21 protein-coding genes are annotated in these 26,050 nt (G+C 54.0%); 10 read left to right on the top strand and 11 right to left on the bottom strand.

The genetic code is table 11. From position 1 onward, the window contains the following. Position 1: 1 nt before the first annotated feature. Together C813_RS24150 and C813_RS24145 are read right to left on the bottom strand one after the other, a co-directional pair. The gene (locus tag C813_RS24150) at positions 2–421 is read right to left on the bottom strand and encodes a DcrB-related protein (protein ID WP_017458296.1); all 420 of its coding nucleotides are present in this window, start codon (positions 419–421) and stop codon (positions 2–4) included. Beyond that, complete coding sequence (locus C813_RS24145; RefSeq protein ID WP_017458295.1) at positions 421–2,346, bottom strand: type VI secretion system Vgr family protein; 1,926 nt, start codon at positions 2,344–2,346, stop codon at positions 421–423. Before C813_RS24145 ends, C813_RS24150 begins: the two co-directional genes overlap by 1 nt. A gap of 531 nt (positions 2,347–2,877) precedes the next feature. Here C813_RS24145 and C813_RS24140 point away from each other — a divergent pair. After that, on the top strand, positions 2,878–3,582 hold the full coding sequence (locus tag C813_RS24140) for a GNAT family N-acetyltransferase (RefSeq protein ID WP_017458294.1): 705 nt from the start codon (positions 2,878–2,880) through the stop codon (positions 3,580–3,582). Positions 3,583–3,701: 119 nt separating this feature from the next. Here the strand turns inward: C813_RS24140 and C813_RS24135 are convergent, their stop codons facing one another. Beyond that, positions 3,702–5,123, bottom strand: coding sequence for a hypothetical protein (locus tag C813_RS24135; RefSeq protein WP_017458293.1), 1,422 nt, complete (start codon positions 5,121–5,123; stop codon positions 3,702–3,704). 673 nt (positions 5,124–5,796) lie between these two features. Between C813_RS24135 and C813_RS24130 the strand changes: the two genes are divergently transcribed. Continuing rightward, positions 5,797–6,633 (top strand): DUF1796 family putative cysteine peptidase, encoded by an 837-nt coding sequence (locus C813_RS24130; RefSeq protein WP_017458292.1) that lies wholly within the window; start codon positions 5,797–5,799, stop codon positions 6,631–6,633. 71 nt (positions 6,634–6,704) lie between these two features. Here C813_RS24130 and C813_RS24125 read toward each other — a convergent pair whose 3' ends face one another. Beyond that, positions 6,705–7,907, bottom strand: a complete 1,203-nt coding sequence (locus C813_RS24125) for a BaiN/RdsA family NAD(P)/FAD-dependent oxidoreductase (protein WP_017458291.1) — start codon at positions 7,905–7,907, stop codon at positions 6,705–6,707. Between the two features lie 229 nt (positions 7,908–8,136). Here C813_RS24125 and pitA point away from each other — a divergent pair, with 229 nt between their 5' ends. Beyond that, a complete protein-coding gene (pitA, locus tag C813_RS24120; protein WP_017458290.1) occupies positions 8,137–9,633 on the top strand; it encodes an inorganic phosphate transporter PitA in 1,497 nt (498 codons plus the stop codon). Between the two features lie 60 nt (positions 9,634–9,693). Here the strand turns inward: pitA and uspB are convergent, their stop codons facing one another. Continuing rightward, positions 9,694–10,032, bottom strand: a complete 339-nt coding sequence (gene uspB, locus C813_RS24115) for a universal stress protein UspB (protein WP_017458289.1) — start codon at positions 10,030–10,032, stop codon at positions 9,694–9,696. 450 nt (positions 10,033–10,482) lie between these two features. On the opposite strand from uspB, the gene uspA reads away from it, so the two are divergent. After that, complete coding sequence (gene uspA / locus C813_RS24110; RefSeq protein WP_007369617.1) at positions 10,483–10,920, top strand: universal stress protein UspA; 438 nt, start codon at positions 10,483–10,485, stop codon at positions 10,918–10,920. A 191-nt stretch (positions 10,921–11,111) separates the two neighbouring features. On the opposite strand, the gene rsmJ is transcribed toward uspA, so the two are convergent. The 3 genes from rsmJ to C813_RS24095 form a co-directional block, all read right to left on the bottom strand. After that, the gene (gene rsmJ, locus C813_RS24105) at positions 11,112–11,864 is read right to left on the bottom strand and encodes a 16S rRNA (guanine(1516)-N(2))-methyltransferase RsmJ (protein ID WP_017458288.1); all 753 of its coding nucleotides are present in this window, start codon (positions 11,862–11,864) and stop codon (positions 11,112–11,114) included. 4 nt (positions 11,865–11,868) lie between these two features. Beyond that, on the bottom strand, positions 11,869–13,911 hold the full coding sequence (gene prlC, locus C813_RS24100; RefSeq protein ID WP_017458287.1) for an oligopeptidase A: 2,043 nt from the start codon (positions 13,909–13,911) through the stop codon (positions 11,869–11,871). Positions 13,912–14,127: 216 nt separating this feature from the next. Next, positions 14,128–16,977 (bottom strand): RHS repeat-associated core domain-containing protein, encoded by a 2,850-nt coding sequence (locus C813_RS24095; protein ID WP_017458286.1) that lies wholly within the window; start codon positions 16,975–16,977, stop codon positions 14,128–14,130. A gap of 184 nt (positions 16,978–17,161) precedes the next feature. Here C813_RS24095 and C813_RS24090 point away from each other — a divergent pair, with 184 nt between their 5' ends. The 3 genes from C813_RS24090 to C813_RS24080 all read left to right on the top strand — a co-directional run bounded on the left by C813_RS24090 (position 17,162) and on the right by C813_RS24080 (position 19,957). Beyond that, positions 17,162–18,004, top strand: coding sequence for a 23S rRNA (adenine(2030)-N(6))-methyltransferase RlmJ (locus tag C813_RS24090; RefSeq protein WP_017458285.1), 843 nt, complete (start codon positions 17,162–17,164; stop codon positions 18,002–18,004). An 82-nt stretch (positions 18,005–18,086) separates the two neighbouring features. Next, a complete protein-coding gene (gene gorA / locus C813_RS24085) occupies positions 18,087–19,439 on the top strand; it encodes a glutathione-disulfide reductase (protein WP_017458284.1) in 1,353 nt (450 codons plus the stop codon). A 137-nt stretch (positions 19,440–19,576) separates the two neighbouring features. After that, positions 19,577–19,957: a hypothetical protein gene (locus C813_RS24080; protein WP_017458283.1), complete on the top strand. Its 381-nt coding sequence runs from the start codon at positions 19,577–19,579 to the stop codon at positions 19,955–19,957. Positions 19,958–19,972: 15 nt separating this feature from the next. Here the strand turns inward: C813_RS24080 and C813_RS24075 are convergent, their stop codons facing one another. Both C813_RS24075 and C813_RS24070 read right to left on the bottom strand, forming a co-directional pair. Further along, positions 19,973–20,581 carry a histidine phosphatase family protein gene (locus tag C813_RS24075; RefSeq protein WP_017458282.1) on the bottom strand — a complete coding sequence of 203 codons (609 nt, stop codon included), beginning with the start codon at positions 20,579–20,581 and terminating at the stop codon, positions 19,973–19,975. After that, positions 20,582–21,475 carry a LysR family transcriptional regulator gene (locus C813_RS24070; protein ID WP_017458281.1) on the bottom strand — a complete coding sequence of 298 codons (894 nt, stop codon included), beginning with the start codon at positions 21,473–21,475 and terminating at the stop codon, positions 20,582–20,584. Positions 21,476–21,608: 133 nt separating this feature from the next. On the opposite strand from C813_RS24070, the gene aguB reads away from it, so the two are divergent. Beyond that, the gene (gene aguB, locus C813_RS24065) at positions 21,609–22,493 is read left to right on the top strand and encodes an N-carbamoylputrescine amidase (RefSeq protein WP_017458280.1); all 885 of its coding nucleotides are present in this window, start codon (positions 21,609–21,611) and stop codon (positions 22,491–22,493) included. A 3-nt stretch (positions 22,494–22,496) separates the two neighbouring features. Continuing rightward, positions 22,497–23,579 carry an agmatine deiminase gene (aguA, locus tag C813_RS24060; protein WP_017458279.1) on the top strand — a complete coding sequence of 361 codons (1,083 nt, stop codon included), beginning with the start codon at positions 22,497–22,499 and terminating at the stop codon, positions 23,577–23,579. A gap of 30 nt (positions 23,580–23,609) precedes the next feature. On the opposite strand, the gene C813_RS24055 is transcribed toward aguA, so the two are convergent. Further along, on the bottom strand, positions 23,610–24,017 hold the full coding sequence (locus tag C813_RS24055) for a GNAT family N-acetyltransferase (RefSeq protein WP_017458278.1): 408 nt from the start codon (positions 24,015–24,017) through the stop codon (positions 23,610–23,612). 307 nt (positions 24,018–24,324) lie between these two features. Here C813_RS24055 and C813_RS24050 point away from each other — a divergent pair, with 307 nt between their 5' ends. Further along, positions 24,325–25,974 (top strand): alpha,alpha-trehalase, encoded by a 1,650-nt coding sequence (locus tag C813_RS24050; RefSeq protein WP_017458277.1) that lies wholly within the window; start codon positions 24,325–24,327, stop codon positions 25,972–25,974. Positions 25,975–26,050: the final 76 nt, after the last annotated feature.

Raw genomic sequence — 26,050 nt, 5'->3', positions numbered from 1 at the left:
CTTACGCCCTCAGCTGTAAACCTGTACGGATTGATGTCCAGAACGCGTCGGCGTCCGTATCAAACGGCATGGTACGGCTGAGCGTCAGCACCAGCAGATGGTCGTCAATGCGGGTCACGGCGAGTTTTTCATATATCACTGCGCCCTGGTTTTCGAAACGCAGCGACACTTCGCGGGCGGGCTGCCCGGCAACCGTGCTGTCCTGCGTTTCGCCGGTCACCACTTTGCGCATGCTGCGTTTCACTTTAGCCAGTTGCTGGTTAAGGAAACTCTCTTCGTCGCCGGGTTTGATATCCCACGCACGAGTGATCACCAGCGTGGCGTTGTTCTCTTTGAATTTCAGCACGTTAATGCTGCGATCCTGGTAAGCATCCGGCAGCGTGAGTTCGCCTTCGGAAAGTACAAATTGCGCCGTCGCCATTATTTATCCGTCCCTTGATTAAATGCCGCTTTTACCGCCGCCTGGATCTGCGCAATGGTGGGTTGCGCATCTTCACCTTTTGTCGGTTTTGTCAGGTTTAAATCCAGCAGGCCCGCAGTGTTGATAGCACCTGATCCGATCGCATCGATCTGAAAGTCCACACATTTCAGCGTGACGGTGCCGTTCGCGCCAAGCGTCAGCACCGATTGCCCCGCCACCAACTGAATGCTGTTGTCAGAAGCCTGCACCAGCGGGCCTTGCACCATCTGTGTAAAGCCGCCACCAACCAGTTGTTCGTGCGAGAGCTGTGTTGCCTGGGTATGTTTGCCCGCCACCGAACCGGTGTAATCACGGGTGACGCTCACGCTCTGTGAACCGCCAACGCTGTGCGTCTCGTCGTTTTTGACGTGCGTATCCATGTTACGTTCCGCCTGGATCCACACCTGTTCTTCGCCCGCTTTGTCTTCAAAACGCAGGGCGTTGGCGTTATCGACCGAGCCATCTTTTGAGCGGCTGAGGAAGCCCATCTGCGTGGCGGCAGCGGGCAGCGCCCACGGCGGCATACTGGCTTCGTTATAGACACGTCCGGTGATAATCGGCCGGTCCGGGTCGCCGTTGATAAAGTCGATAACGACTTCGTCGCCCACGCGTGGAATTTGCACGCCGCCGAAGCCCTGCCCGGCCCATGCGCTGGAGACGCGCACCCAGCAGGAACTGGTGTCATCACCTTTTGCCAGCCGGTCCCAGTGGAATTTCACCTTCACGCGGCCATATTTATCCGTCCAGATGCTTTCCCCCTGCGGGCCAACGACGCGCGCAGTTTGCGGGCCGTAGGTGCGCGGCCACGCGGTTTGCTGCGCCGGGCGGAACACCACCGATGAGGGGATAACGCTGAAATCAATGCGGTGAATGGTTTCGCTGTCGGCACCGCTGGCATAGCGGTTCTCTTCAAAAAAGTAGTTCGCCGCCGTCACCAGATATTCGCCGTTATCGTTAAAGAACGCCGCATTGGTCAACTGGAAGGTGCTGCCCGGCACAATGCCAATTGCTGTTGCCGTGCCTTCAATTTGCTGATGCTCCACCTGCCAGCGTTCCTGGCGGATGCGGGCGTAAAACTCGCCGTGACCGTGTTCGACAAAGCGCCCTGGCCAGTCATAAACATCGATGGTGCCAGGCGAGGGTGAACTCGGGTTTTGCCGCGCCTGGAACAGCCACGCGTTGGGTTTGCGGAAATCGTAGTCATCAAGACTATAAAGCCCCGGCGTGACGCTATCTTCCAGCGCCCACTGGCTGACACCCTCTTCGTCGGTACTGCCGCCGGAAGGGGTCTGGTGATAAGGAATCGTTTCGTAACCGCTGAAGGGATCATGCTGAGTCGCCGCATCCGTCAGCACCAGCGTGTGTTTGTCCGCTTCGTGGCGGAAGTGGTAAGCAATGCCTTCCAGCTCCATCAGACGGCTGATGAAATCAAAGCTGCTCTCCTGGTACTGCACGCAGTAGTCCCAGGTGCGATAGCTGCCGGTCAGTTTGTCTTCAATGTTGACCTGGTATTCGCCGAGCAGGGTTTTGACGATTTGCGGGACTGTCTGGCCCTGGAAGATGCGCAGATTGCGGTCGCGCTTCATCGGCCAGAGATCCGGCTCCACGGTGAGTTGATACACCGCGTAACGGGTGCCGGAAAGCTCAATAGCGCTCACCGCCACGCGGGTGATTTTACCGTTAAGGTAGCGCGGCGCGCCGGTCAACGTTTGTGTTGGAATAGCGACAGTCACCGATTTACCCAGCAGCGTGCTGCGGTCCATTCGCGCGTCGGTGCCCAGCAACTGCAGGTTAAAGGTGAAGGCTTCGGACAGCGCTTCCCGTCCGGAAATCTTCCAGAAAAGCAGTCCTTCGACGGGTAACTGAACAGTAATTCGATTGCTCATAAATCGGATCCTGACGTAGGGACATGCACGATTCCGGGTGCTGTCCAGAAGTTTAACGTTACGGGTTTGAGAAAAAGCTACCGCACGATTGCTGTAAACAAAAAGATCAATATTGTCTGGTTTTTCTCGGCAAGAAATGCCAGGAATTATCCTAATCCGCGATTAACCTACTAAAAAAAGAGTCATTTTTTTACAAGCAGACGGAGAACAATCGTTAAAAAATGACGCTTAGGCCAATTCTTATGCCGCTAAATTGCTATTGCGCTGTTGCAACTGTGTTATTCAAAAGCGCTAAGTTAAATTATGCAATACATGTTTCGCGATTATTATCCCACTTTCACGCGAAAGCGCAGACACGCCAGATGAAAAGCAGTATAAGTTTTTAAAACACCCGCCGTTATATTATTTGCGTGATTATATAAAGTCTCATAATTATATGCCGATAAAATATAGCTCTATACGTCATTGCCATTTAACACCCATTTAATAAGAGTTAAGCAGGATTAAATTCGTAATAATCAGGAGGGGATAATGGAATTTTTTAATCAGTATGGACAGCGCATTGGTCAGGAGATCCAGGACTGGACAAAACGCCCGCTGCCAGAAAAAATTTCGCTTAAAGGCCGTTACTGCGACGTTATACCGCTTGTCGTGGATCACGCGGAAGATCTCTTCCCGGAATGGCAAAGCATTGATGATGACCGGGACTGGACCTACCTTGAAGATCCCCGGCCGAAAGATATGACCGCATGTTATGCCTATCTCAGAAATCTCGCGTCACGCCCTGACAGGATCTATTTCGCGGTACAAGATAAAGAGGATAAGCAAATAAAAGGTATTTTTTATACTGGAAAATTTGATCAGGAAAATGGTTCTTTTGATATTGGCGACGTTAACTGGACGCCGTTAATGAAAAGAACACGCATGAGTACCGAAAGCCTTTATCTTGTTTTGTCTTACTTTTTCGACCTGTTGAAGTACCGCAGATGTGAATGGCGCACCGGCAGTTATAACGCGGACGCCATTCATTCGGCAGAACGTATTGGTTTTGTGAAAGAAGGGGTTTTGCGCGAGAAGAAAATCCGTAAAGGACGGCTGAGCGATATTACGGTGTTTTCAATTACCGTACGCGAATGGCCGGGTCTCTCCTCAATGATGAACAGCTGGCTGAACGAGGACAACTTTGACGGTCGCGGTCGCCAGTTGCATAAACTCTCTTCCTTCCGCCGCTACTGATAGCGCCATGCGTTGATTTCTGTTTCAACGCATGGCACTTGGGCATAACGCTTCTGCGTACTCTGCATTGCCCTGACTAACGGTTGTACCTGAGCCAGCCGGCTCAGGTTTACGTTTAATTAGCGTGTGACCGCAACATTGGTCATTTTCACCGGTACCTCTTTGCCTTTTTCCCACTCGGTTAACGGTATAAAGACATTCAAATCTGACAGCCAGGCCCGCGTCTCTTTTATCGTGCCGCTGTCGCTTTGCGTTTCACAGGAGACTTTCCAGTAACGCCCGCTGAACGCACTGCTGATCTGGCGCGCGTCATCACTGCCGGTTACTTCGCAACGGCGATTAATCACCGTGTTTTTATCGTCTTTGTTTGTTTTCGACGAAACAGTATCAAACGTAAATGTCTGCCCCTGATGCAACGGGAAACGCAAGTTGGTCTGTAATTGCTTAACCACCGTTGGCGCATAACTCATGCTGGTGCCGCCTTTGAACTGCCCAAGATTACCGAGCGTCAGGCGCTGCGCTTTGAACATTTTGTAGTTTTCCAGCAACAGCATTAACCCGTTGGGTTGCACATCCAGTTGCATGGGAACCACCTCGTTGTCACCCCATTGCATGTCCCATGTCAGCTTTTTAAAGCGCGGCGTAGCCCACGGGTTCACAATTTGTACCGCCTGTTTTTCGAGATCGGCCGGAAGCGGGAACTGGGCCATCCACTGCGGTGCATTATTGGTGAAATCCGGCAGCATCGGGCCAAGGAGGGTGGAGACGCTCTTTTTCTTCGTTGACGGAACGTACACCCCTTCCCCTTTAAACGCAGTCGGCGTGCTCATGGCGCAAAGCTGTTTGAACGCAGCGTCGGTGGCCGGTGTGTTGACAAATGTGTCCGCACGACGCTCTGCCGGTTTACCGGTCAGGCTGTCCGAGACATAACCTTCTGGCGTGATATCCAGACCGGCCATGACCTTGTCATGCTGGGTTTGGCAATCATAGGCATGTATTTCAAGTTTCAAATCGTAGGGCGCGTCATACGGCGGATCGAACGTGATCTCGCTGTATTCAAAACCAATTTTAGCGATCAGCAACTCATTAACTCGCAATACAGAGGCCGTATCCAGCAGGATTGGCGTGTCGTATTTCGACTTTTTCTCGATATAGACCCACTCCGGGTTTTTCAGCCGGGGAGACTGACAAAGATTTTTAGCAATATCATCCAGCGCGCTTTGGGGCTTTGGCTCCGCGTAGCGGTCGTAGCTGTCGCCGTAGAAGCGGCGAATCACCTCCTCTTTATCATCCAGCATTTCCCAGTACAGCTTTACCGCTTTGTTGGTAGTGCAATCAAAACCATCCCAGCGATTAATGTGTTGCCCGTCGCTGAAAACGAGCTGGTTGAGGGCGGAAATGCGGTCATTCACGCGCATCATCAGTAAGGGGTTTACGGTGTTGCTGACGATTTTTTTGCCCTGGATTTCAGGGTAATCAGTGGCTTGTGCGCTAACAGCGACGGCCAGCAGTGCGGGCAGAAGTAACATGCCGGTTTTCATTCTCGTTCCTTGTCAGAGATATTTTTCAGTCATTGCGCAACAGAGGGCGTGCTGACGTTATCGGCAGAGGACAGCAAATATTAAAGGCGTAAAACAATCGGCTCCACGAAAAATTGACGCAGTTTTATTTTGATTCCGCGACCTGCATCAAGTCGGGCGGGCTATTTTGGGATTTTCCTGATGAGGGGAAAAGACAAGACAAAGTGTAAAATATGTAACGGCGTGTGAGTGTTTATATCAAATTTATCTCCCGTTCATGGCGCTTATGAAATGTGCCGTGAGGAATTTCTTAATGAAGCGCATAACTCAGGATATATCATGTATATAACCTAACTTTATTATTATGGCTGGCATAATTTATCTTCCCTGCAAAAAGAAATAATTATCACCAGTCTATCATCCAGATTTTCTTATTTTAAATCCGCAAAACAGAGGTAATAGCGGATGTCACTGATATGCCCGTAATTTACTGTTCACTCTCAGTAAATCGCATTAATTCATTTCACAACGCCAGCTCAGAATAAAAAATTCCATGCCAGACAATAACAAATACAACAAGTTATATTCACGCTGCGCACATATTCAGAGGCAGCGGAACAGATAAAAATCAGTAGCGATAAGGTGACTCATCGCTTTATTTGGAATGGTGTAATAACAACATGAGGTGCCCCTGATGAAAGGCGAAGTCATTAAACAACGCGTGCGAGATAACCTCAAATCGCTGAAAAGAACGATGCGCAACCTGCATAAGAAATGGAAATATCGCAATAATTTCACTTCGCAAGTACTTTGGGTTTCATTGGGTGAGAATTGCCTTCCTGATGATATTCTCCGCCGACATAACCGAAAATCCTTCAGCTCGGTTTTTTCCTCCGGGCGTTCTAATATTGAATATATTCTGCAAATGGAAAAAGACGATTATCGCCATTTACTGGAAAAAGAGCATTTACAACATTTTCCGGATGGCGAGCATGCCGTTGTGCGCTCGACATTTTACGAAAAATGCGTAGGGCATTACAGCGAAAGGCATATGCTGGGTTTTGAATTCACTCATCATGATCCGTTAAGAATTAAAGAAGACAGCCGCGCATTTCAACGTCGCATTTCCCGCCAGCTACAATACCGGGGCAAAAAAGATTTTGTGTTTCTCTATCATCACCGAATCACCGAGCATTCGGATCTCTCCCTTTTACGGGAACATCTCAACGAATTCTTGTCGTTGTACAACGCACAAGGCTGCGACTGTAAGATCGTGCTTTTCTATCAACACATTATTGCGGCAAATAGCGCTAAACGTATCGACTTCACGCCGCACGAGAATGGTTTACTTGAATTTGTATGCCATACCCATGAGATATGGGGCGGAGATGATTTGGATACCTTCTGGGCGAAGAAAGATGATGCGCTTTTCGCTGAAATGTTCGAAACCGTGGACAAATACGCCCTCAGCAAGCGCCACACCTTTCCTGAAAGCACCTTCGTCTCCACTGGCTCAGGTGTGCCGCTGTAACAAAAGAGATGTTAGCGTTTCACCGGCGATAAAAAAGCCCGGACAAGGCTTTTTTATTCAGCGCTGCGGGCTCAGGCAGAAGGATCCGCCGCTAAGGCTTGTGCGCAGGCCCAGGCACTCGACCACGCCCACTGGAAGTTGTACCCGCCAAGCCAGCCGGTGACATCCATCACTTCACCAATGAAGTACAGCCCCGGCACATTGCGGGCTTCCATGGTGCGGGACGACAACTCATGGGTATCGACGCCGCCAAGCGTCACTTCCGCCGTGCGATACCCTTCGGTGCCATTCGGCTGCACGCGCCAGTTCGTCAACAGCGCAACCAGATTCTCCTGCTCGCGGCTATTGAGCTGTTTCAAGGTGACATCCGGGATCTGTCCAAGCTGTTGCAGACACTCCACCAGCCGTTTTGGCAACTGCATCGCCAGGGTGTTTTTCAGGCTCTGATTCGGGTGCGCATCGCGCTGCTGATTGAGGAAGCCGTCCAGATCGACATCGGGGAGTAAGTTGATGCTGACAAATTCACCGGGTTGCCAGTAGCTGGAAATTTGTAAAATGGCCGGGCCGGATAATCCCCGATGGGTGAACAGCAAGTTTTCGCGAAAAACCGTACCGTCCTCGGCGGTAATTACCGATGGCACCGAGACACCGGAAAGCGTCTGCATCTGCTCCAGCAGCGGTTTATGCAGGGTAAACGGTACTAATCCAGCGCGCGTTGGCAGCACCTTTAAACCGAACTGCTCGGCGATCTTATAACCAAACGGCGAGGCGCCCAGCCCTGGCATCGACAAACCGCCGGACGCAATGACCAGATTTTTCGCCTGCACGCTTTCACCGTTGAGTTGCAAGGTATAGCCATCGTCGTTGCGCTCAACGCTAAGCACTTCCGTACGCAGACGCTGGATAACGTTGCCCTTTTCGCATTCGGCCACCAGCAGATCAACAATTTGCTGCGCCGAATCATCGCAAAAAAGCTGACCCAGCGTCTTTTCATGCCAGGCAATGCCGTATTTACCGACCAGCTCAATAAAGTCCCACTGGGTGTAGCGCGCCAGCGCAGATTTGCAAAAATGCGGGTTTTGGCTCAAATATGCCGCCGGCTCGACATAAAGGTTAGTAAAGTTGCAGCGTCCTCCGCCGGACATCAAAATCTTGCGGCCGGGTTTTTTGCCATTATCCAGCAATAACACCCGACGACCCGACTGCCCGGCCAGCGCCGCGCAGAACATGCCCGCCGCACCGGCGCCGATAACAATGGCATCAAACTTTTCCACAACTTCACCCTCATTGATAAATCGTGGCGGATTGTAAAGAGTTCACGCTGGTCGCACCAGCGTGAATACGCGCGAATGGTAACAGGGCATTGAAAAATATAAATTAATTTTAAAATCGCAGTTTAATTTAAGAAATAATGTCAAAAAAAATCCATAATTCACTTTGCCGACGCTGCCAATGTCCCTGATAATGCGCCGCGTTCATGTCCTCAAAATGGCTTAACGACCTATGGTACATTTGTTTGCCGGCCTGGATCTTCATACCGGGCTATTACTCTTGCTTGCTCTGGTTTTTGTTCTGTTCTATGAAGCTATTAACGGCTTCCATGACACAGCCAACGCCGTAGCAACCGTCATTTATACACGCGCTATGCGTTCTCAGCTGGCGGTCGTGATGGCAGCGGTGTTTAACTTCTTCGGCGTTTTGCTGGGTGGGTTGAGTGTCGCGTATGCGATTGTGCATATGTTGCCGACCGATCTGCTGCTGAATGTTAGCTCTGCGCATGGTCTGGCGATGGTCTTTTCCATGCTGCTGGCAGCTATTATCTGGAACCTTGGCACCTGGTATTTGGGCCTGCCTGCTTCCAGCTCCCACACCCTGATTGGCGCGATTATCGGTATTGGTTTAACCAATGCGTTGATGACCGGCACCTCGGTGGTGGACGCGTTAAACATCCCGAAAGTGCTGAATATCTTCGCTTCGCTGATCGTTTCACCGATCGTAGGCCTGGTGTTCGCTGGCGGTTTGGTGTTTATCCTGCGTCGTTACTGGAGCAACACGAAAAAACGTGCGCGCATCCATATGACTCCTGCTGAACGTGAGAAAATCGACGGCAAGAAAAAACCGCCGTTCTGGACGCGCATCGCGCTGATCCTCTCGGCGATTGGCGTGAGTTTCTCGCATGGTGCGAACGACGGTCAGAAAGGTATCGGCTTGATTATGCTGGTGCTGATTGGCGTTGCGCCTGCGGGCTTCGTGGTCAATATGAATGCCTCCGGTTACGACATCACCCGTACGCGTGATGCCGTCAACAACGTGGAAACGTACTTCCAGCAACATCCGGCGCTGCTGCAAAAAGCGACCGGTATTGATCCGCTCATCCCAACGCCGGAAGAAGTGGCCACCCAACCGGGTGAGTTCCATTGCCATCCAGGCCGCGCCATTATGGCGCTGGATCGCGCGAAAACGATGCTGACCAACGTTGAAAGCTACGACAAACTGCCGGTGGAACAACGCAGCCAGTTGCGTCGCATTATGCTCTGCCTGTCTGATATCACCGACCAGGTGGCGAAGCAGCCGGAAGTCAGCGCTGACGACCAGCGTCTGCTGAAGAAGCTGAAAGGCGATATGCTGAGCACCATCGAGTACGCGCCAATCTGGATAATCATGGCCGTCGCGCTGGCGTTAGGCCTGGGTACGATGATTGGCTGGCGTCGTGTGGCGACAACCATCGGTGAAAAGATCGGTAAGAAAGGCATGACGTATGCGCAGGGCATGTCCGCGCAGATGACAGCCGCCGTTTCTATCGGTCTGGCAAGTTATACCGGGATGCCGGTTTCCACTACGCACGTGCTGTCGTCTTCCGTTGCCGGGACGATGATCGTCGACGGTGGTGGCCTGCAGCGCAAAACCGTGACCAATATTCTGATGGCCTGGGTCTTCACCCTGCCAGCATCGATTATTCTGTCCGGCGTGCTGTACTGGCTGGCGCTGCATCTGATTTAACGCGTTTCGCGCACGACAAAAACGGGCCCGCTTGCTGGCCCGTTTTTTTATGGTTTCAATTCAGTGCCAAATCAGCAGTGCAATCAGGCTCACCACCACCAGACCGCAGAGCGAACTGGTTAAAATGAACAGACGGCGCACACGTTCGCAGCGGCGAATAAATTCATCATCATGATGGTCGCGATAGCGCTGGGCGTAGATATACCACACCAGCCGCATCTGTTTGCTCGGTTGACCGTGGGAAGTGAAAAAGCCGCCACCGTCCACGTATTGATAAAGTAAAGGGTCGCATCCGCGAAGTACTACTAACAGCGCGCGCAGCGATGAGTAATAACGCGCCATGTTAACCACACATACGACACACAAAGCCCAAAACAGCGCAACAGTGCTGATTACCATATCCCCTCCCCGGCGACCGCCCACAGAGATTCGCTCCTGGACCCTCGCTCCCGGATACCCAACCAAGCCAAACAACGAAGAGTATTAATCGCCGTACGGGATGACAACACAGGCGGTGTCCCGCAATTGACTTCGCTTCCATGCACCAGACAACTGAGGGACACCGTCTGTTTTCCGTACGGTTTATTTATAGTGTAGGAGATCAGTTTATTTTTTTGCCACACACGTCAGCATCATCAATGCATCTGGCTGTAAATATTGCTTAAGTGAATCGTGATCCAGGTTGATTGACGGTGCGAAAAGAGCGTTATAAGGTACAAATATCTTCTCAATGAGATCTTTAAGGCCGGGCGCTACGCTCACGTGAAACGCAGGATGCGGGCGCAGTGCAACAGCATCAGGGGGTTTTAACCCCGATGGTCATCGACAACTTATGGAAGGAGTAACACTATGGCTTACAAACATATCCTTATCGCAGTCGATCTCTCCCCCGAAAGCAAATTGCTGGTTGAGAAAGCGGTATCTATGGCGCGACCGTACAACGCGAAAATTTCCCTGATTCATGTCGATGTGAACTATTCCGATCTTTACACTGGGCTTATCGACGTTAACCTCGGCGATATGCAAAAACGTATCTCCGACGAAACGCATCAGGCGCTGACCGAGCTTTCCACCAACGCGGGTTACCCGATCACTGAAACCCTGAGCGGCAGCGGCGATTTGGGCCAAGTACTGGTGGATGCGATTAAGAAATACGATATGGACCTGGTGGTGTGCGGCCACCATCAGGACTTCTGGAGCAAACTGATGTCTTCCGCGCGTCAGCTTATTAACACCGTACACGTCGATATGCTGATTGTCCCGCTGCGGGATGAAGAAGAAGATTGATATTTCGCTAACGGCTAAACGTTAGGCTAAATACCGCCCGGCTCGCGCAATGCGGCCGGGCTTTTTATTGCTCACTGCAAACCCCATGTGGCCATCAACAGCTTTTGGTTAGGCGTTGTCCTGGGTTTTAAGCTCACGAAGATGACAGATTTTTGGTACGCCCTGCAGGACTCAACCCATGCCGCCGTCTGTTACTCGCCGGAACCGGGGTAAATATCGAAGCGATGGCTTTTTGTGACGACCGCCGATTGGGTCGCGCACCCTGCCAGCGGCGGCGCGTAATCCGGGCGTTTAACCACCACGCGTTTTATGGCGAGCTTGCGCGCGGGCTCCAGTAAACCGTCGGCATCCAGATCCGGGCCAACCAGCGACTGAAACACCCGCATCTCCTTTTTCACCAGCGCGCTTTTCTGCTTATGCGGGAACATCGGGTCGAGGTAAACCACCTGCGGGCGCGGCGTAATATCCGCAAGCCCGGTCAGGCTTGAGGCGTGAATCAACTGCAACCGTTCACGCAACCACGGGCCAATCTCCGCATCGGCATAGCCGCGATTAAGACCATCTTCCAGCAACGCGGCGACAACCGGATTGCGCTCCAGCATCCGCACCCGACAGCCCACCGACGCCAGCACAAATGCATCGCGTCCCAGCCCCGCAGTCGCATCTACCACGTCCGGCAGATAGCTGCCTTTGATGCCGACCGCTTTCGCCACCGCTTCACCGCGCCCGCCGCCAAACTTGCGCCGGTGCGCCATGCCGCCTGCAACAAAGTCGACAAAAATCCCACCGAGCTTCGGTTCGTCGCGCTTACGGAGCTCCAGATGCGTCGGCGTGAGCACCAACGCCATCAGGTTGTCATTGTCCTGCTCCAGCCCAAAGCGGGCCGCAAGAACAGATAAGGCGCCGTTTCCGGCGCCTGTTTCATCCAGCAAACAGATTTTCAATGCATTAGCCTTCGATACCGTAATGCTCAAGCATCGCGTCAATCTGCGGCTCGCGGCCACGGAAGCGTTTGAACAGATCCATAGGCTCTTCCGAACCGCCACGGGTGAGGATGTTATCGAGGAATGACTGCCCGGTCTCACGGTTGAAAATTCCCTCTTCTTCGAAGCGGGAGAACGCATCCGCCGCCAGCACATCGGCCCACAGGTAGCTGTAGTAACCTGCCGCGTAACCACCAGCGAAAATATGGCTGAACGCATGTGGGAAGCGCCCCCACGACGGCCCCGGCACTACCGCGACCTGGCGTTTGATCTCTGCCAGCGTTTCGAGGATTTTCGCCCCTTGCTCTGGGCTGAACTCGGCATGCAGACGGAAGTCGAACAGGCCGAATTCCAGCTGGCGCAGAATAAACATCGCCGCCTGGTAGTTCTTCGCTGCCAGCATTTTATCCAGCAGCTCCTGCGGCAGCGGCTCGCCGGTTTCGTAATGACCGGAGATAAACGCCAGCGCTTCCGGCTCCCAGCACCAGTTTTCCATAAACTGGCTCGGCAGCTCGACCGCATCCCACGGCACACCGCTGATACCCGCCACGCCGGCGGTTTCAATACGCGTCAGCATATGGTGCAGGCCATGCCCAAATTCATGGAACAGGGTGATCACTTCGTCGTGGGTAAACAGTGCCGGTTTACCGTTGACCGGACGGTTAAAGTTACAGGTGAGATAAGCCACCGGTTTTTGCAGCGATCCATCGGCTCTGCGCAACTGCCCCACGCAGTCGTCCATCCAGGCGCCGCCGCGTTTGTTCTCACGCGCATAGAGATCAAGATAGAAGCTGCCGCGCAGCTCGTTGTTCTCGTCATACAGCTCGAAGAAGCGTACATCCGGGTGCCAGACGTCGATATCTTTACGCTCTTTCGCGGTGATGCCATAAATGCGTTTCACCACTTCGAACAGGCCGTTTACCGCGCGCTCTTCCGGGAAGTACGGACGCAGCTGTTCGTCGCTGATGCTGTAAAGGTGCTGTTTCTGTTTTTCGCTGTAGTAGCCAATATCCCACGGTTGCAGCTCATCCACATCGAACTCGGCTTTAGCGAAAGCGCGCAACTGCGCCAGCTCTTTTTCGCCCTGCGGGCGCGCGCGTTTGGCGAGATCGGTTAAAAACTCCAGCACCTGCGACGGGCTTTCCGCCATTTTAGTGGCCAGCGATTTAAAGGCGTAGCTTTCAAAGCCCAGCAGTTGCGCCAGCTCGTGGCGCAGCGCGAGGATCTCCGCCATCACCGGGCTGTTATCCCATTTCCCGGCGTTCGGGCCCTGATCGGAAGCGCGGGTGCTGTAAGCGCGATACATCTCTTCACGCAGCGCCTGGTTATCGCAGTAGGTCATCACCGGCAGGTAGCTCGGGATATCCAGCGTCAGCAGCCAGCCTTCTTGCTCTTTGGCTTCCGCTTGCGCTTTCGCCGCCGCCAGAGCGCTTTCCGGCATACCGGCCAGCTCCGCTTCGTCCGTCACCAGCTTGCTCCAGCCCATGGTGGCGTCCAGCACGTTGTTGCTATAGATGTTGCCGAGCTCAGAGAGACGCGCAGCGATTTCGCCGTAACGTTTCTGTTTCTCCTTCGGCAAGCCGATGCCCGATAATTTGAAATCACGCAGGGCGTTATCCACCGATTTCTTCTCAGCGACACTCAGCGAAGCGTAATGTTCGCCGTCGCGCAGATCGCGGTAGGCGTTGTATAACCCTTCGTTCTGCCCAACCCAGGTGCTGTATTCAGAGAGCAGCGGCAGCGTTTGTTCGTAAGCCTCGCGAAGCTCCGGGCTGTTTTTCACCGAGTTGAGATGGCTGACCGGCGAGAAGAGGCGACCAAGACGGTCATCCACTTCTGCCAGCGGCTGGCACAGATTCGCCCAGGTATACGGGCCGCCCTGCGAGACAACGCTTTCCACCGCGTTCCGGCAATCTTCCAGTGCCTTGGTCACCGCGGGAACGACATGTTCAGGAAGGATTTGAGAAAACGGCGGCAGCACGAAAGGCGTCAATAAAGGGTTGGTCATAGGCGCAGTCCTTGGAATGAGGTGAATAAGGCGCTTAGGCGCCTGGCAATGTTTTCTAGCATGGGGTTAAGTGTAGGAGATTTCAATCCCGGACGTTGCGCTTACTCAAGCGCTGCTCACGCAAAAAGCGCACAAGTTTGCCGGAGAGCGTCAGGGGAAGTTTGTCGCGCTTTATCGGAAAGGAATGGCTGCTGATGCAGCCATTCCAACAGCAGACTATTGAGCCATTGAAGTGGCACGAGAGCGGAAGACATTCCTTACGCGGTTGAATATTCCTGAGACCCACCCTCTAAAGCGAGCCCATCTACCAGCAGACGCGCCAGCAAGAACATGCGGTGTTTCTGTTGCAGGCGCAATTCTGTTCATCACCGTTGCGGGTGCCTGCGCTACGGCAGGAGCGGGGTTCTGTTGTGTTTCCCATCTCATTAACTCATTGACCCACGGCATATGGCTACGCTGGCTTTTTGTCGGCTCCCACAGCCCGTGTTCATTGAGGTAGTCAATAACGCTCTGCTGTTTGTTCTCTTCTCTGCGTAATCGACTCGCCGCCTCGCCATACGCTTCGGGCGAAGTTAAGTGCGTGAGGCGAGTATTTTCCGGCGCTGACGATTTCGTGGATTTGGAAAACGTGAAATGGCTTAACCCTTCGTCTCCGACAATAGTGCTGAATAGCTCGGCTGCATTGATATCTCCCGAGGGCTGGTAATGCCCGGATTCATTATCTATCCGGTAAAATAGCTGCCCTTGTTGATCTCTTTTTGGCATTAATATTCCCGCATACAAAGGGTTACCCATCCCCGGTTTTACGCCAATATGTTGCTGGAACGTACTAACAAAAAGGCGGTTTGTTCCCGACTGATCCTGAAAAACGGTAAAAGCAGTTGGGGAATCGGTGGCACTTTCCCACTGCGCGGTTTCACCCTCCATGACTTTTCCTCCGCGCGTATAAACTACCGGCGTCGTTTCTAACCTGTTTACTTCAGCGTTCCATTTCAACTCCTCAAACCAGGCGTTGGTTGGGTCTTTTGAGAGCGGATTAAGAACATCGACGATAAGGATCTCTGCGGGTAGGCTAATTCTGCCATCTGAATCGATGAGCGATATCGGGTTGTTGTGAACCATCCTGAACAGATTCAAACCATCGACCGCCCCCGAAGGATCTGCTGAAAGCCATCTGCCCGCCCACGGCTGGTAATAGCGGTAGCCGTAGTAACAGAGCCCTGTCGCGTCCTGTTCTTTGCCGGAGTAACGAATCGTTTTGTAATCCGCCTCAAGCTGGCTGCGGGCTGCGAACAGCGCCGTGCCCCCGTAGGGGTAATATTCCTCCTGGCTGATAAGCTCGCCGCTGCCGTCCACTTCAAGAGCGCTGCTGCCAATGAGGTTGTCGTAGCTGTAACGAATCTGGTCGTTGCTGATACCTGCGGGCTGCCCGCTTTCCCAGTGCAGCACCCGCACCTGGGCGCGTCCGGCCTCGCCGACCGTTATCACCTGTAATTCTTCGGCTGCGCTGCTGCGCAGTTCCAGCCCCGGCAGGTACATCACCCGCTTTGTCTGCGTGGTGTTGCCGGTCAGTTGTAAGGAGGTTTTGACAATGCGCTGGCTGGCGGCGTCGTAACGATAACTTTCGCTGTCGTCCGCTGCGCCATTACGGGTCACCGGGGTGACCTGCTGCAGCTCCTGGCGCGGTGTCCAGTTCAGGTTCTGACCAGCTAAAAGCTGTTTCTGCTGACCGCCGGCGGTGAACAGCGCATCGACATCGGCCGGGTTTTCCGTAAACGTGCTGAGCACCGCGCGGTTGCTGCGGTCGCTGACGGTAATTGATGTCGTGTAGTTATTGCCGGACGCGGGTGCGTTGTGCCGGATTTTCGTCAGGTTTCCGGCGTTGTCGTAGGTGTAAATGCGGGAGTAACTGGTGTAAGTGGCGTTATCGAAGGAGATATAATCAGGCCGGCTGCTGCCCTGCTGTACCGCGTTCGCCATTTCACGCCCGGTCGCGCTGATAAGCTGGTACAGGCTGTCGTAGGCGTAGCGATTTTCGGGAACGACTTCCTGATTGCGCCAGAAGCGCGTCTCCTCGGCATCGTTGGTGATCACCAGCACATTACCCACCGGGTCATATTCATAGCGCAAATCCAGCAGCACTTTCGCGGCTGTAATGCGCTCGGTTTTAATCCCCACCAGCCGCTGGGTTTCGGCTTCGTAGCTGTAAGTTGTCACCACGCTGTTGCCGTGCTCCTCGCGCAACTTCTGTCCAGCGGCGGAGTAGCTCAGGGATTTCACGATGACCTGCTCTGCCGCCCCGCTGACCGTCAGCCAGCTTCCTTTCAGCAGACCCGCCACGTCAAACGCCACGCGCTGGAGATTACCTTTCGCATCAAGCGTGGTCAGCACATTTCCGGCGGCGTCCACCGTGCTGTTGGTCGTGTAGGTTTCGCCCGCCAGCAGGTCATTCCACGCGGAAGTATCCGCCCCCTGCCAGTCTGCTTCTGCGTCTTCCGGCAGCAACTGGCGGGTGACAGAAAGCGGCACGCCGCTCAGGGAGATGCTGTTGGTCGACAGCAGGCCCGCCGGGTCATAGTGGCTGACCAGTTGCCCTGCCAGATTGTGGCTCTGTTCATCAGCCGAATTACCGGCCCAGACAAAGCGCTCGCTGATTTTTCCCTGCTCGGTAATGCAGAGCGGACGACCCGGCAGAGAATTCTCCTCGTACTGATAAGTACGTGTGATAGCCTGGCTGCGATCATTTTCAGAATTTACATTGGAAATATTCAAAAAAGGCCGATCGCCTGAATCGTTCAGGGCGATAGTTGTGCCTGCATCTGCGCTTTGTATACGTAGCCCGACACCATTGAGATCATTGATATAGTTAATGTTGAATAACCCGGCTTCATACAGACGTGAATCGCTGCTCTGCGCGAGAAAACTACGTATGTCATAACGATGCCGGGTAATACGTTCATCGGTCGAATCCTGGGTATCCGGATGGCGATGATAGGCAATATTTCGTACCGTCAGGCCACGGTTATCAAGCACTATGGCTGAAGGTGTCGCGGTGAAGGTGTTCATCCGATCCTCTCTATAAGCTTAGTTACAGGAAGTAACCCCCCAAGTATAGTTAACCGGACTTGCCGTATTTGTTACAGGCATCCGCTTGCCTCTCTCGGGCGCGTCGTAGGGCTAATAAAGTAATCTGCGCCAATCTGCGGTAAACTGTGCGAAATCTCGTTTATTTTCCGGAATCTCAGTACCCATGCTCAGTTATCGCCACAGCTTCCACGCAGGCAACCATGCCGACGTCCTTAAACACACCGTTCAGAGCCTGATCATCGAAGCGCTGAAAGAAAAAGAGAAACCGTTTCTTTATCTCGACACCCACGCAGGTGCCGGGCGCTATCAGCTTTCCGGCGAACATGCAGAACGCACCGGTGAATATCTGGAAGGCATTGCGCGTATCTGGCAGCAGGACGATTTACCGGCTGAGCTGGAGCCGTACATGAACGTGGTGCGTCATTTCAACCGTAGCGAGCAGTTGCGTTACTACCCCGGTTCACCGCTGATTGCCCGCGAACTACTGCGCGAGCAGGACAGCCTGCTGTTGACTGAACTGCACCCGAGCGACTACCCGCTGCTGCGCCAGGAGTTCCAGAAAGATAGCCGCACTCGCGTTGCGCGCGGCGATGGCTATCAGCAGTTAAAAGCCAAGCTGCCGCCGGTTTCCCGTCGTGGTTTGATCCTTATCGATCCGCCCTACGAAATGAAAACCGACTACCAGGCCGTCGTCAGTGGCATCCACGAAGGTTACAAACGCTTTGCCACTGGCGTTTATGCGCTGTGGTATCCGGTGGTGCTGCGCCAGCAAATCAAACGGATGTTGCGCGATCTGGAAGCCACCGGCATTCGCAACATCCTGCAAATCGAGCTGGGTGTGCGTCCCGACAGCGATCAACGCGGCATGACGGCTTCCGGCATGATTGTGATTAACCCACCGTGGAAACTCGAAGCGCAGATGAACAATGTGCTGCCATGGCTGCACAGCAAACTGGTGCCAGCCGGTACCGGGCATACGTTGATTCATCAGATCGTACCGGAGTAATCGCAGCCATTGGTGGAACCTTTTCGGCTGCGCGCTACAATCGCGAATATTTTCGACTTCGTTCAGGATTAAGGAAACAACCATGAGCAAACATTACGACTACATCGCTATTGGCGGCGGCAGCGGCGGTATCGCATCGATTAACCGTGCGGCTATGTACGGTCAAAAATGCGCACTGATCGAAGCAAAAGAACTTGGCGGCACCTGCGTGAACGTCGGTTGCGTCCCCAAAAAAGTGATGTGGCACGCGGCACAGATTTCTGAAGCGATCCATCTGTACGGTCCGGATTACGGCTTCGACACCACCGTAAACCATTTCAACTGGAGCAAACTGGTCGCCAGCCGTAGCGCCTACATCGACCGCATTCACACCTCGTACGATAACGTGCTGGGTAAAAATAATGTCGATGTGATCCGGGGTTTCGCGCGCTTTGTCGATGCCAAAACCGTAGAAGTGAACGGCGAAACGATCACTGCCGATCATATCCTGATCGCTACCGGTGGTCGTCCAAGCCACCCAAACATTCCGGGCGTTGAATACGGTATTGATTCCGACGGTTTCTTCGCCCTGCCCGCGCTGCCAAAACGCGTGGCGGTGGTTGGCGCAGGTTATATCGCCGTGGAACTGGCGGGTGTGATCAACGGCCTGGGTGCCGAAACACACCTGTTCGTGCGTAAACACGCGCCGCTGCGCAGCTTTGATCCGCTCATCACCGAAACGCTGGTGGAAGTGATGGCGGCAGAAGGCCCGACGCTGCACACCCACGCGGTGCCGAAAGAGGTGGTGAAAAACGCCGACGGCAGCCTGACGCTGACGCTGGAAGATGGTCGTTCACAAACCGTGGACAGCCTGATTTGGGCGATTGGCCGCGAACCGGCAACCGATAATTTCAACCTTGCGGTCACCGGTGTGAAAACCAACGACAAAGGGTATATCGAAGTCGATAAGTTCCAGAACACCAGCGTGCCGGGCATTTACGCAGTGGGCGATAACACTGGCGCGGTAGAACTGACGCCAGTCGCCGTGGCTGCCGGTCGCCGCCTCTCCGAGCGTCTGTTTAACAACAAGCCGGATGAGCATCTGGATTACAGCAACATTCCGACCGTGGTGTTCAGCCATCCGCCGATTGGCACCGTTGGCCTCACCGAACCGCAGGCGCGTGAGCAGTACGGCGATGACCAGGTGAAAATCTATAAATCATCCTTCACCGCGATGTATACCGCCGTGACCACCCACCGCCAGCCGTGTCGTATGAAGCTGGTGTGCGTTGGCCCGGAGGAGAAAATTGTCGGTATTCACGGTATCGGCTCCGGCATGGACGAGATGCTGCAAGGCTTTGCGGTAGCGCTGAAAATGGGCGCGACCAAAAAAGACTTCGATAACACAGTGGCAATCCACCCGACAGCCGCTGAAGAATTCGTTACCATGCGTTAAGCAGCGCGCTACACGTATTTCCTGTGCGTTAAACACGAAGAGAAGCCCCCGGCGGGCTTCTCTTTTTTTTACCGTCTTACCGCCGCGATGTTCTGACAAAATCGCAACATTATTCGGCAGCAAAAAAGGAGCCATCAATGGGCTGGGAAATGCATATCACCCGGGCAGAATGTTGGTCCGAAAGCGAAACGCAGCCGATCGGCAGCGAAGAGTGGGTTCAACTGGTCAGTCACGATGACGAGCTCGCTTTTGATCGGCGAAATGGCGAATTTCACGCCATCTGGAAAGGGCAAGAAACCTGCTGGCTGGAGTGGAGTGATGGCGCAATCACCACTACATCTCCCGCGGAACCGCTCTACTGCAAAATGCTGGAAATCGCCTCAGCCCTGAAGGCGCAAGTGCGGGATGATGATGACCGCCTCTATCTGCTGCCAGGCGATTTATTAAATCCGTCGTGGGCAATACCAAAGGCGAAACTGTCGTTGATGCAAAAAATTACCGGCTTTTTTAAGAAGTGACCATCAGGCGCGGCTTTAGCCATTTTTTAACCCCAGCAAATGGCTGGCCACTCCCCAGCGCGCTACCCGGCAGGTGTCGTCGTTGATCTCCAGCAGCGAATAACTGGCATTGTGATGATGGTAACGCGCCACATTTTCGAGGGAGTTTTCCAGCAACTGCGCTATCGCCGCCTGCATAATTTGCCCATGCGACACCAGCGCTACCGTGTGATGCGGGCAGATGCCCGGCAAGCGGTGTAAAAAGTCGAGCAACCGCTGCGCGGCCTGCCCTGGCGATTCACCCTGCGGCGGTTGAAAACCCTCATCATCACCGAAACGGGGATATTCCCGGCGAATATCGCTCAGCAGCCGACCATCAAACTCACCGAAATTCTGTTCCTGTAACGCCTCGTCGAGGCGGATATCACAGTGGTATTGTTCCGCGATTAACAACGCCATCTGCTGCGCCCTGCCGAGCGGCGATGAAAAAACGACGTCAGGGTGAATCCCCGCATCCCGCAGCCCGCGAATCAAAGCGTGGCCCTCTTCGCGCCCGCGCGGCGTTAGCGGGCTATCGAGCTGCCCCTGGATAATCCCCGCCCGGTTCCACTCCGTTTGCGGATGGCGAATTAATAACGCTTTCATCTAAATCTTCGCCGCCTTCAGCTCGGTAATCAGCCACTGTACCGCAGGCTGGTAGTCAAATAATCGGTGGGTCAGCAGCAGCAAATCATACGATGGCGCGCCTTCCGGCAGTTGCATAATGCGCAGCGGCAACATTGTTGCCAGTTCCCTGGCAATGCGAAACGGCACGCACATTAAATAGCCGGTCGCCACCGCCACGCGCCCGCCAACGGCGTAACTTTGCACCACCGTCGCCAGCGGCCGGTAGAGGTGCTGTTCGAGCAGCCAGCCGTCAATATGATCCGCCCCGGAGCTGACCGCCGGTAAATGGATTTGCGCTTCACTGACTAGATGTCTCATGGTGAGCTGTTCCGGCAAATCGGTACGTTCGACGGAAGCGATAGCGACAAAGTGGTCGGAAATAAGCTTATGTTTATTAAAATAATGCGGGATATGCTGAACGTTATCGACGCCGATAAACGCATCCAGTTGCCCCTGCTCCACCCGCTCAACCTTAATGGTTTCTGAAAGAATATCGACCGAAAGCCGGACATTTGGCGCAATGGTTTTAAAGCGCGCGGTCAGCACCGGCATAAACATGAACTCGAAATAGTCCACCGCGCCAATGTAAAACGTGTGTGCGTCGCGCAGCGGGTCGAAATGGCTTGGCCCGCGCGTGGCAGTATCCAGCTTACTGAGCGCACTCTCGATCACCGGAATCATCATTGCGGCGTAGGGCGTCGGTTCCATCCCGTTGCGCGTGCGGATAAACATCTCATCGTTGAGCTGCTCACGCAGGCGATTCAGGGCATGGCTAAAGGCGGATTGCGACAGATTCGCTTTCAGCGCCGCGCGGGTCACACTCTTCTCTTTCGCCAGAATCGGCACCAGCCGCAGCAAATTCAGGTCGATCACTACTATGCATCCTGTTCATGTTTTCATGATAACAATACATTTTATGCATAACGTATTTCGTTGCTATAGTTTGCAGCAAAATAAGTGCTGACGATTTGCACTGCCTGAACCGAGAACAACGGGAGAGTTTTTTATGAGAAATGTAACCGTCGCCGCAACACAAATGGCGTGTAGCTGGGATCTGGATAAGAATATTCAAAACGCTGAACGTCTGGTGCGTGAAGCGCACAGCAAAGGCGCGCAGGTGATCCTGATTCAGGAGCTGTTCGCCGCGCCTTACTTCTGCATCGATCAAAGCCCGGAACACTACGCGCTGGCGCAGGAAGTGGCGAATAGCCCATTGATCAAACACTTCTCTGCGCTGGCCAAAGAGCTGGAAGTGGTGCTGCCGCTGAGCCTGTTTGAAAAGTGCAACAACGCCTATTACAACTCGCTGGTGATGATTGACGCCGACGGCAGCGTGCTGGACACCTACCGTAAAACCCATATTCCGAACGGCCCGGCGTACCAGGAAAAACAGTTCTTTATCCCTGGCGATACCGGTTTCAAAGTGTGGAACACGCGCTATGCGAAAATCGGCGTCGGCATCTGCTGGGACCAGTGGTTCCCGGAAACCGCACGCGTGCTCGCCTTGCAGGGCGCGGAAATTATTTTCTACCCGACCGCGATTGGTTCAGAACCGGCTTATCCGGATATCGACAGTCAGCCGCACTGGACCCGCGTTCAGCAGGGCCACGCCGCCGCGAACGTCATTCCGGTGATTGCTTCAAACCGTATTGGCACTGAAACCAGCAAATACATCGAAGGCCTGGAAATGACCTTCTACGGCTCCTCCTTTATCGCCGATCAAACGGGTGAGCTGGTCGAACAGGCAAACAAAACCGACGAAGCGGTGCTGGTGCACACCTTCGATCTTGACGCTATTGCCGCTCAGCGCGCCGCGTGGGGGTTGTTCCGCGATCGTCGCCCGAATATGTACAGCGCGATTGCCACCTCCGATGGCAGCGTAAGGAGCTAAGCGATGTCACAGCTAACCACGCCGACAAAAGATGGATTCTCCATGCCGGCAGAATGGGCGCCGCATCAGGCGGTGTGGATGATTTGGCCTTACCGCACCGATAACTGGCGTGCCGACGCCGCGCCGGCGCAGCAGGCGTTTTCTGCGGTCGCCAAAGCGATTTCACGCAACACGCCGGTGATCATGGGTGTACCTGCCGCCGAAATGGCCAAAGCGCGTGCCACTATGCCAGCGGAAGTGACGCTGGTAGAAATGGAAAGCGACGATGCCTGGATGCGCGATACGGGCCCGACCGTGGTGGTCAATAACGCCGGTGAAAAGCGTGGTATTAGCTGGACATTTAACGCCTGGGGCGGGCTGAATGGCGGCTTGTATGCAAGCTGGGATCGCGATCAACAGGTCGCAGGACAGGTTGCGGCGTATCACCAGATGCCGTGCTATCACACCGATTTGGTGCTGGAAGGCGGTTCCATTCACGTTGATGGCGAAGGCACGTTGCTGACCACCGCGGAATGTTTGCTGAACCCGAACCGCAACCCGCATCTGAGCAAAGCGCAGATCGAGCAGCAACTGCGCGATTATTTGGGTGTGACGCAGATTATCTGGTTGCCGGAAGGCGTGTTCAATGACGAAACCGACGGTCATATCGACAATATGTGCTGCTTTGTCCGTCCTGGCGAAGTCGCCCTGCACTGGACTGACGACCAGAACGATCCGCAGTACGCGCACTCCGTTGCCGCACTTGAGGTGCTCGAAAACACTAAAGATGCGCAAGGGCGCACGCTGAAAGTGTGGAAAGTGCCGTCGCCGCTGCCGCTGTTCGCCAGCGCCGAAGAGACCCGCGATGTCGAAAAAGGCACGGCGATTGAGCGCCACGAAGGCAACCGCCTGGCAGGTTCCTACGTTAACTATCTGGTCAGTAACCAGCAGATTATTTACCCGCTGCTGGATCCGGCGACCGATGGCGCGGCGCAGGCGTTGTTCGAAGAGATGTTCCCGGATTTCGTTATCACTGGCGTTCCGGCGCGTGAGATTTTGCTCGGCGGTGGCAACATCCACTGCATTACGCAGCAAATCCCGCGTTAATCATTACCCGGCGGCGTTCGTCGCCGGGTTTTACACCGTGCGCGACATACGAATGTACAGCACTTCTTGTTTATAAAACGGCTCGCCTTGCGCCATAAAGCCAAAGCGCGCATAAAATGCCGCCGCCGACGTTCTGGCATCCAGTTGCACAAAATCAACGCCCGCCCGGACTAACTTTTCCAGCACGCTCTGCAACAGAAAGCGGCCATAACCTTGCTGCTGATGCGTTTGTAAGGTGGCGAATTTACGAATTTGGCACCGCCGTTCATCAAGCATAAAAACCGATAAGCAGCTGACGATTTTCCCGTCTTCAGCCACACCAAAATGCCAAGCGTCTTCATCGCCTTCTACGCGCGAAGCATTGCGGGCGAGATGCGGCCACAGTACCGTATGGCGGATATCGAGACATTGCTCTAACGTAATAGAGACGAGCTGCAAAGGCTTTTCCTCAGTCATTGCGGGGATACTGACCGGCTACACCCCATGATTAGGTTATGCGGGCGATTATTCACAAATCGTTGCAAAACGAATGCTCCTAATTTCGCCGCTGCGTTAAATGAGCTTCAGTACGTTTTATACACTATTAATCAGTAGGTTGTGGGCTTTAGCGTTTATTTCTTACTACGCTAAAGTGTGATCAACCGCACACTTCGTCCTTCACGGATCGAAGCGAATGTCTACGCTTAATAGATAGCCGGGCAACACCCGTAATTTTTTACGACGACATCCGGAGGCCATAATCCTTATGTTCAACCAGAAACTACAAAGCGCAGAATCCGTCGAATTCGTGATTGAGGAAGAGATCGTCTACGAAACCGATCCGTGCGAGTTAAAACTGGATGAAATGATCGAGGCGGAGCCGGAGCCGGAAATGATCGAAGGGTTACCGGCGTCCGACGCGTTAACCCCTGCCGATCGTTACCTTGAACTGTTTGAACACGTGCAGTCGTCGCGCATTTTTGCCGACAGCAAAACCTTTCCCGACTGCGCGCCGAAAATGGATCCGCTCGATATTCTGATTCGCTATCGCAAAATCAAACGTAAACCGGAGTTCGATCTGCGCCAATTCGTGAAAGCGCATTTCTGGATGCCGGAGGACTATTCCAAAGCGTATGTCTCCAACCCGGAGAACTCGTTAAAAGAGCATATCGACCAGTTGTGGCCGATACTCACCCGCGAGCCGCAGGATCACATTCCGTGGTCTTCTCTGCTGGCGCTGCCGCAGGCTTACATTGTGCCCGGTGGGCGATTCCGCGAGACCTACTACTGGGACTCCTATTTCACCATGCTTGGCCTTGCAGAGAGCGGTCGCGATGATTTGCTGCGCTGTATGGCGGATAACTTCGCGTGGATGATTGAGCGTTACGGCCATATTCCGAACGGCAACCGCACGTACTACCTGAGCCGCTCGCAGCCGCCGGTTTTCGCACTGATGGTCGAGCTGTTTGAAGAGGACGGTGTACGCGGTGCGCGGCGCTACCTTGATCATCTGTTAATGGAGTACGCGTTCTGGATGGATGGCGCGGAATCGCTGGCGCTGAACCAGGCGTACCGCCACGCGGTGCGTATGCCGGACGGTTCGCTGCTCAACCGTTACTGGGACGATCGCGACACGCCGCGCGACGAATCCTGGCTTGAGGACGTTGAAACCGCACGTCATTCCGGGCGACCGGCAAGTGAAGTCTATCGCGATTTGCGCGCGGGCGCGGCTTCCGGCTGGGACTACTCCTCGCGCTGGCTGCGCGATGCGCAACGGCTGGCGAGCATTCGCACCACGCAGTTTATCCCGATTGATTTGAACGCGTTTCTGTTCAAACTGGAAAGCGCGATTGCCAATATTTCCGGGCTGAAAGGCGACAGAGAACGTGAAGCGCTGTTCCGCCAGAAAGCGAGCGATCGCCGCGCGGCGGTGAACCGCTATCTGTGGGATGACGAGAATGGCTGCTATCGCGACTACGACTGGCGGCGTGAGCAGATGGCGCTGTTTTCTGCGGCCAGTATTGTCCCGCTGTATGTGGGTATGGCGACCCATGAGCAGGCAGAACGTCTGGCGGACGCCGTAAAAGCACGCCTGCTCACGCCTGGCGGTATTCTGGCAACCGAGTACGAAACCAGCGAACAGTGGGATAAACCCAACGGCTGGGCACCGCTGCAATGGATGGCGATTCAGGGCTTCAAAATGTACGGTAACGACTCGCTGGGCAATGAGATCGCCCATAGCTGGTTGCAGACGGTAAATCACTACTATCAGCAGCATCACAAGCTGATTGAGAAGTACCACATCGCCAGCAGTACGCCGCGAGAAGGTGGCGGGGGTGAATACCCGTTACAGGATGGTTTCGGTTGGACGAACGGTGTGGTGCGCCGCCTTATCGGTTTGTACGGCGAACCGTAGGCTGGCGCGACAACCGCAGATTATCCTTTGATTGGCTGTATGGGCGCATCCTGCTAAGTGCCAGGATGCGCCCATT

Origin of the sequence: Kosakonia sacchari SP1, assembly GCF_000300455.3 — a bacterium.
In the GTDB taxonomy this organism is placed as follows: Bacteria; Pseudomonadota; Gammaproteobacteria; order Enterobacterales; family Enterobacteriaceae; genus Kosakonia; species Kosakonia sacchari.
This window is presented reverse-complemented; position numbering and strand designations above follow the sequence as displayed.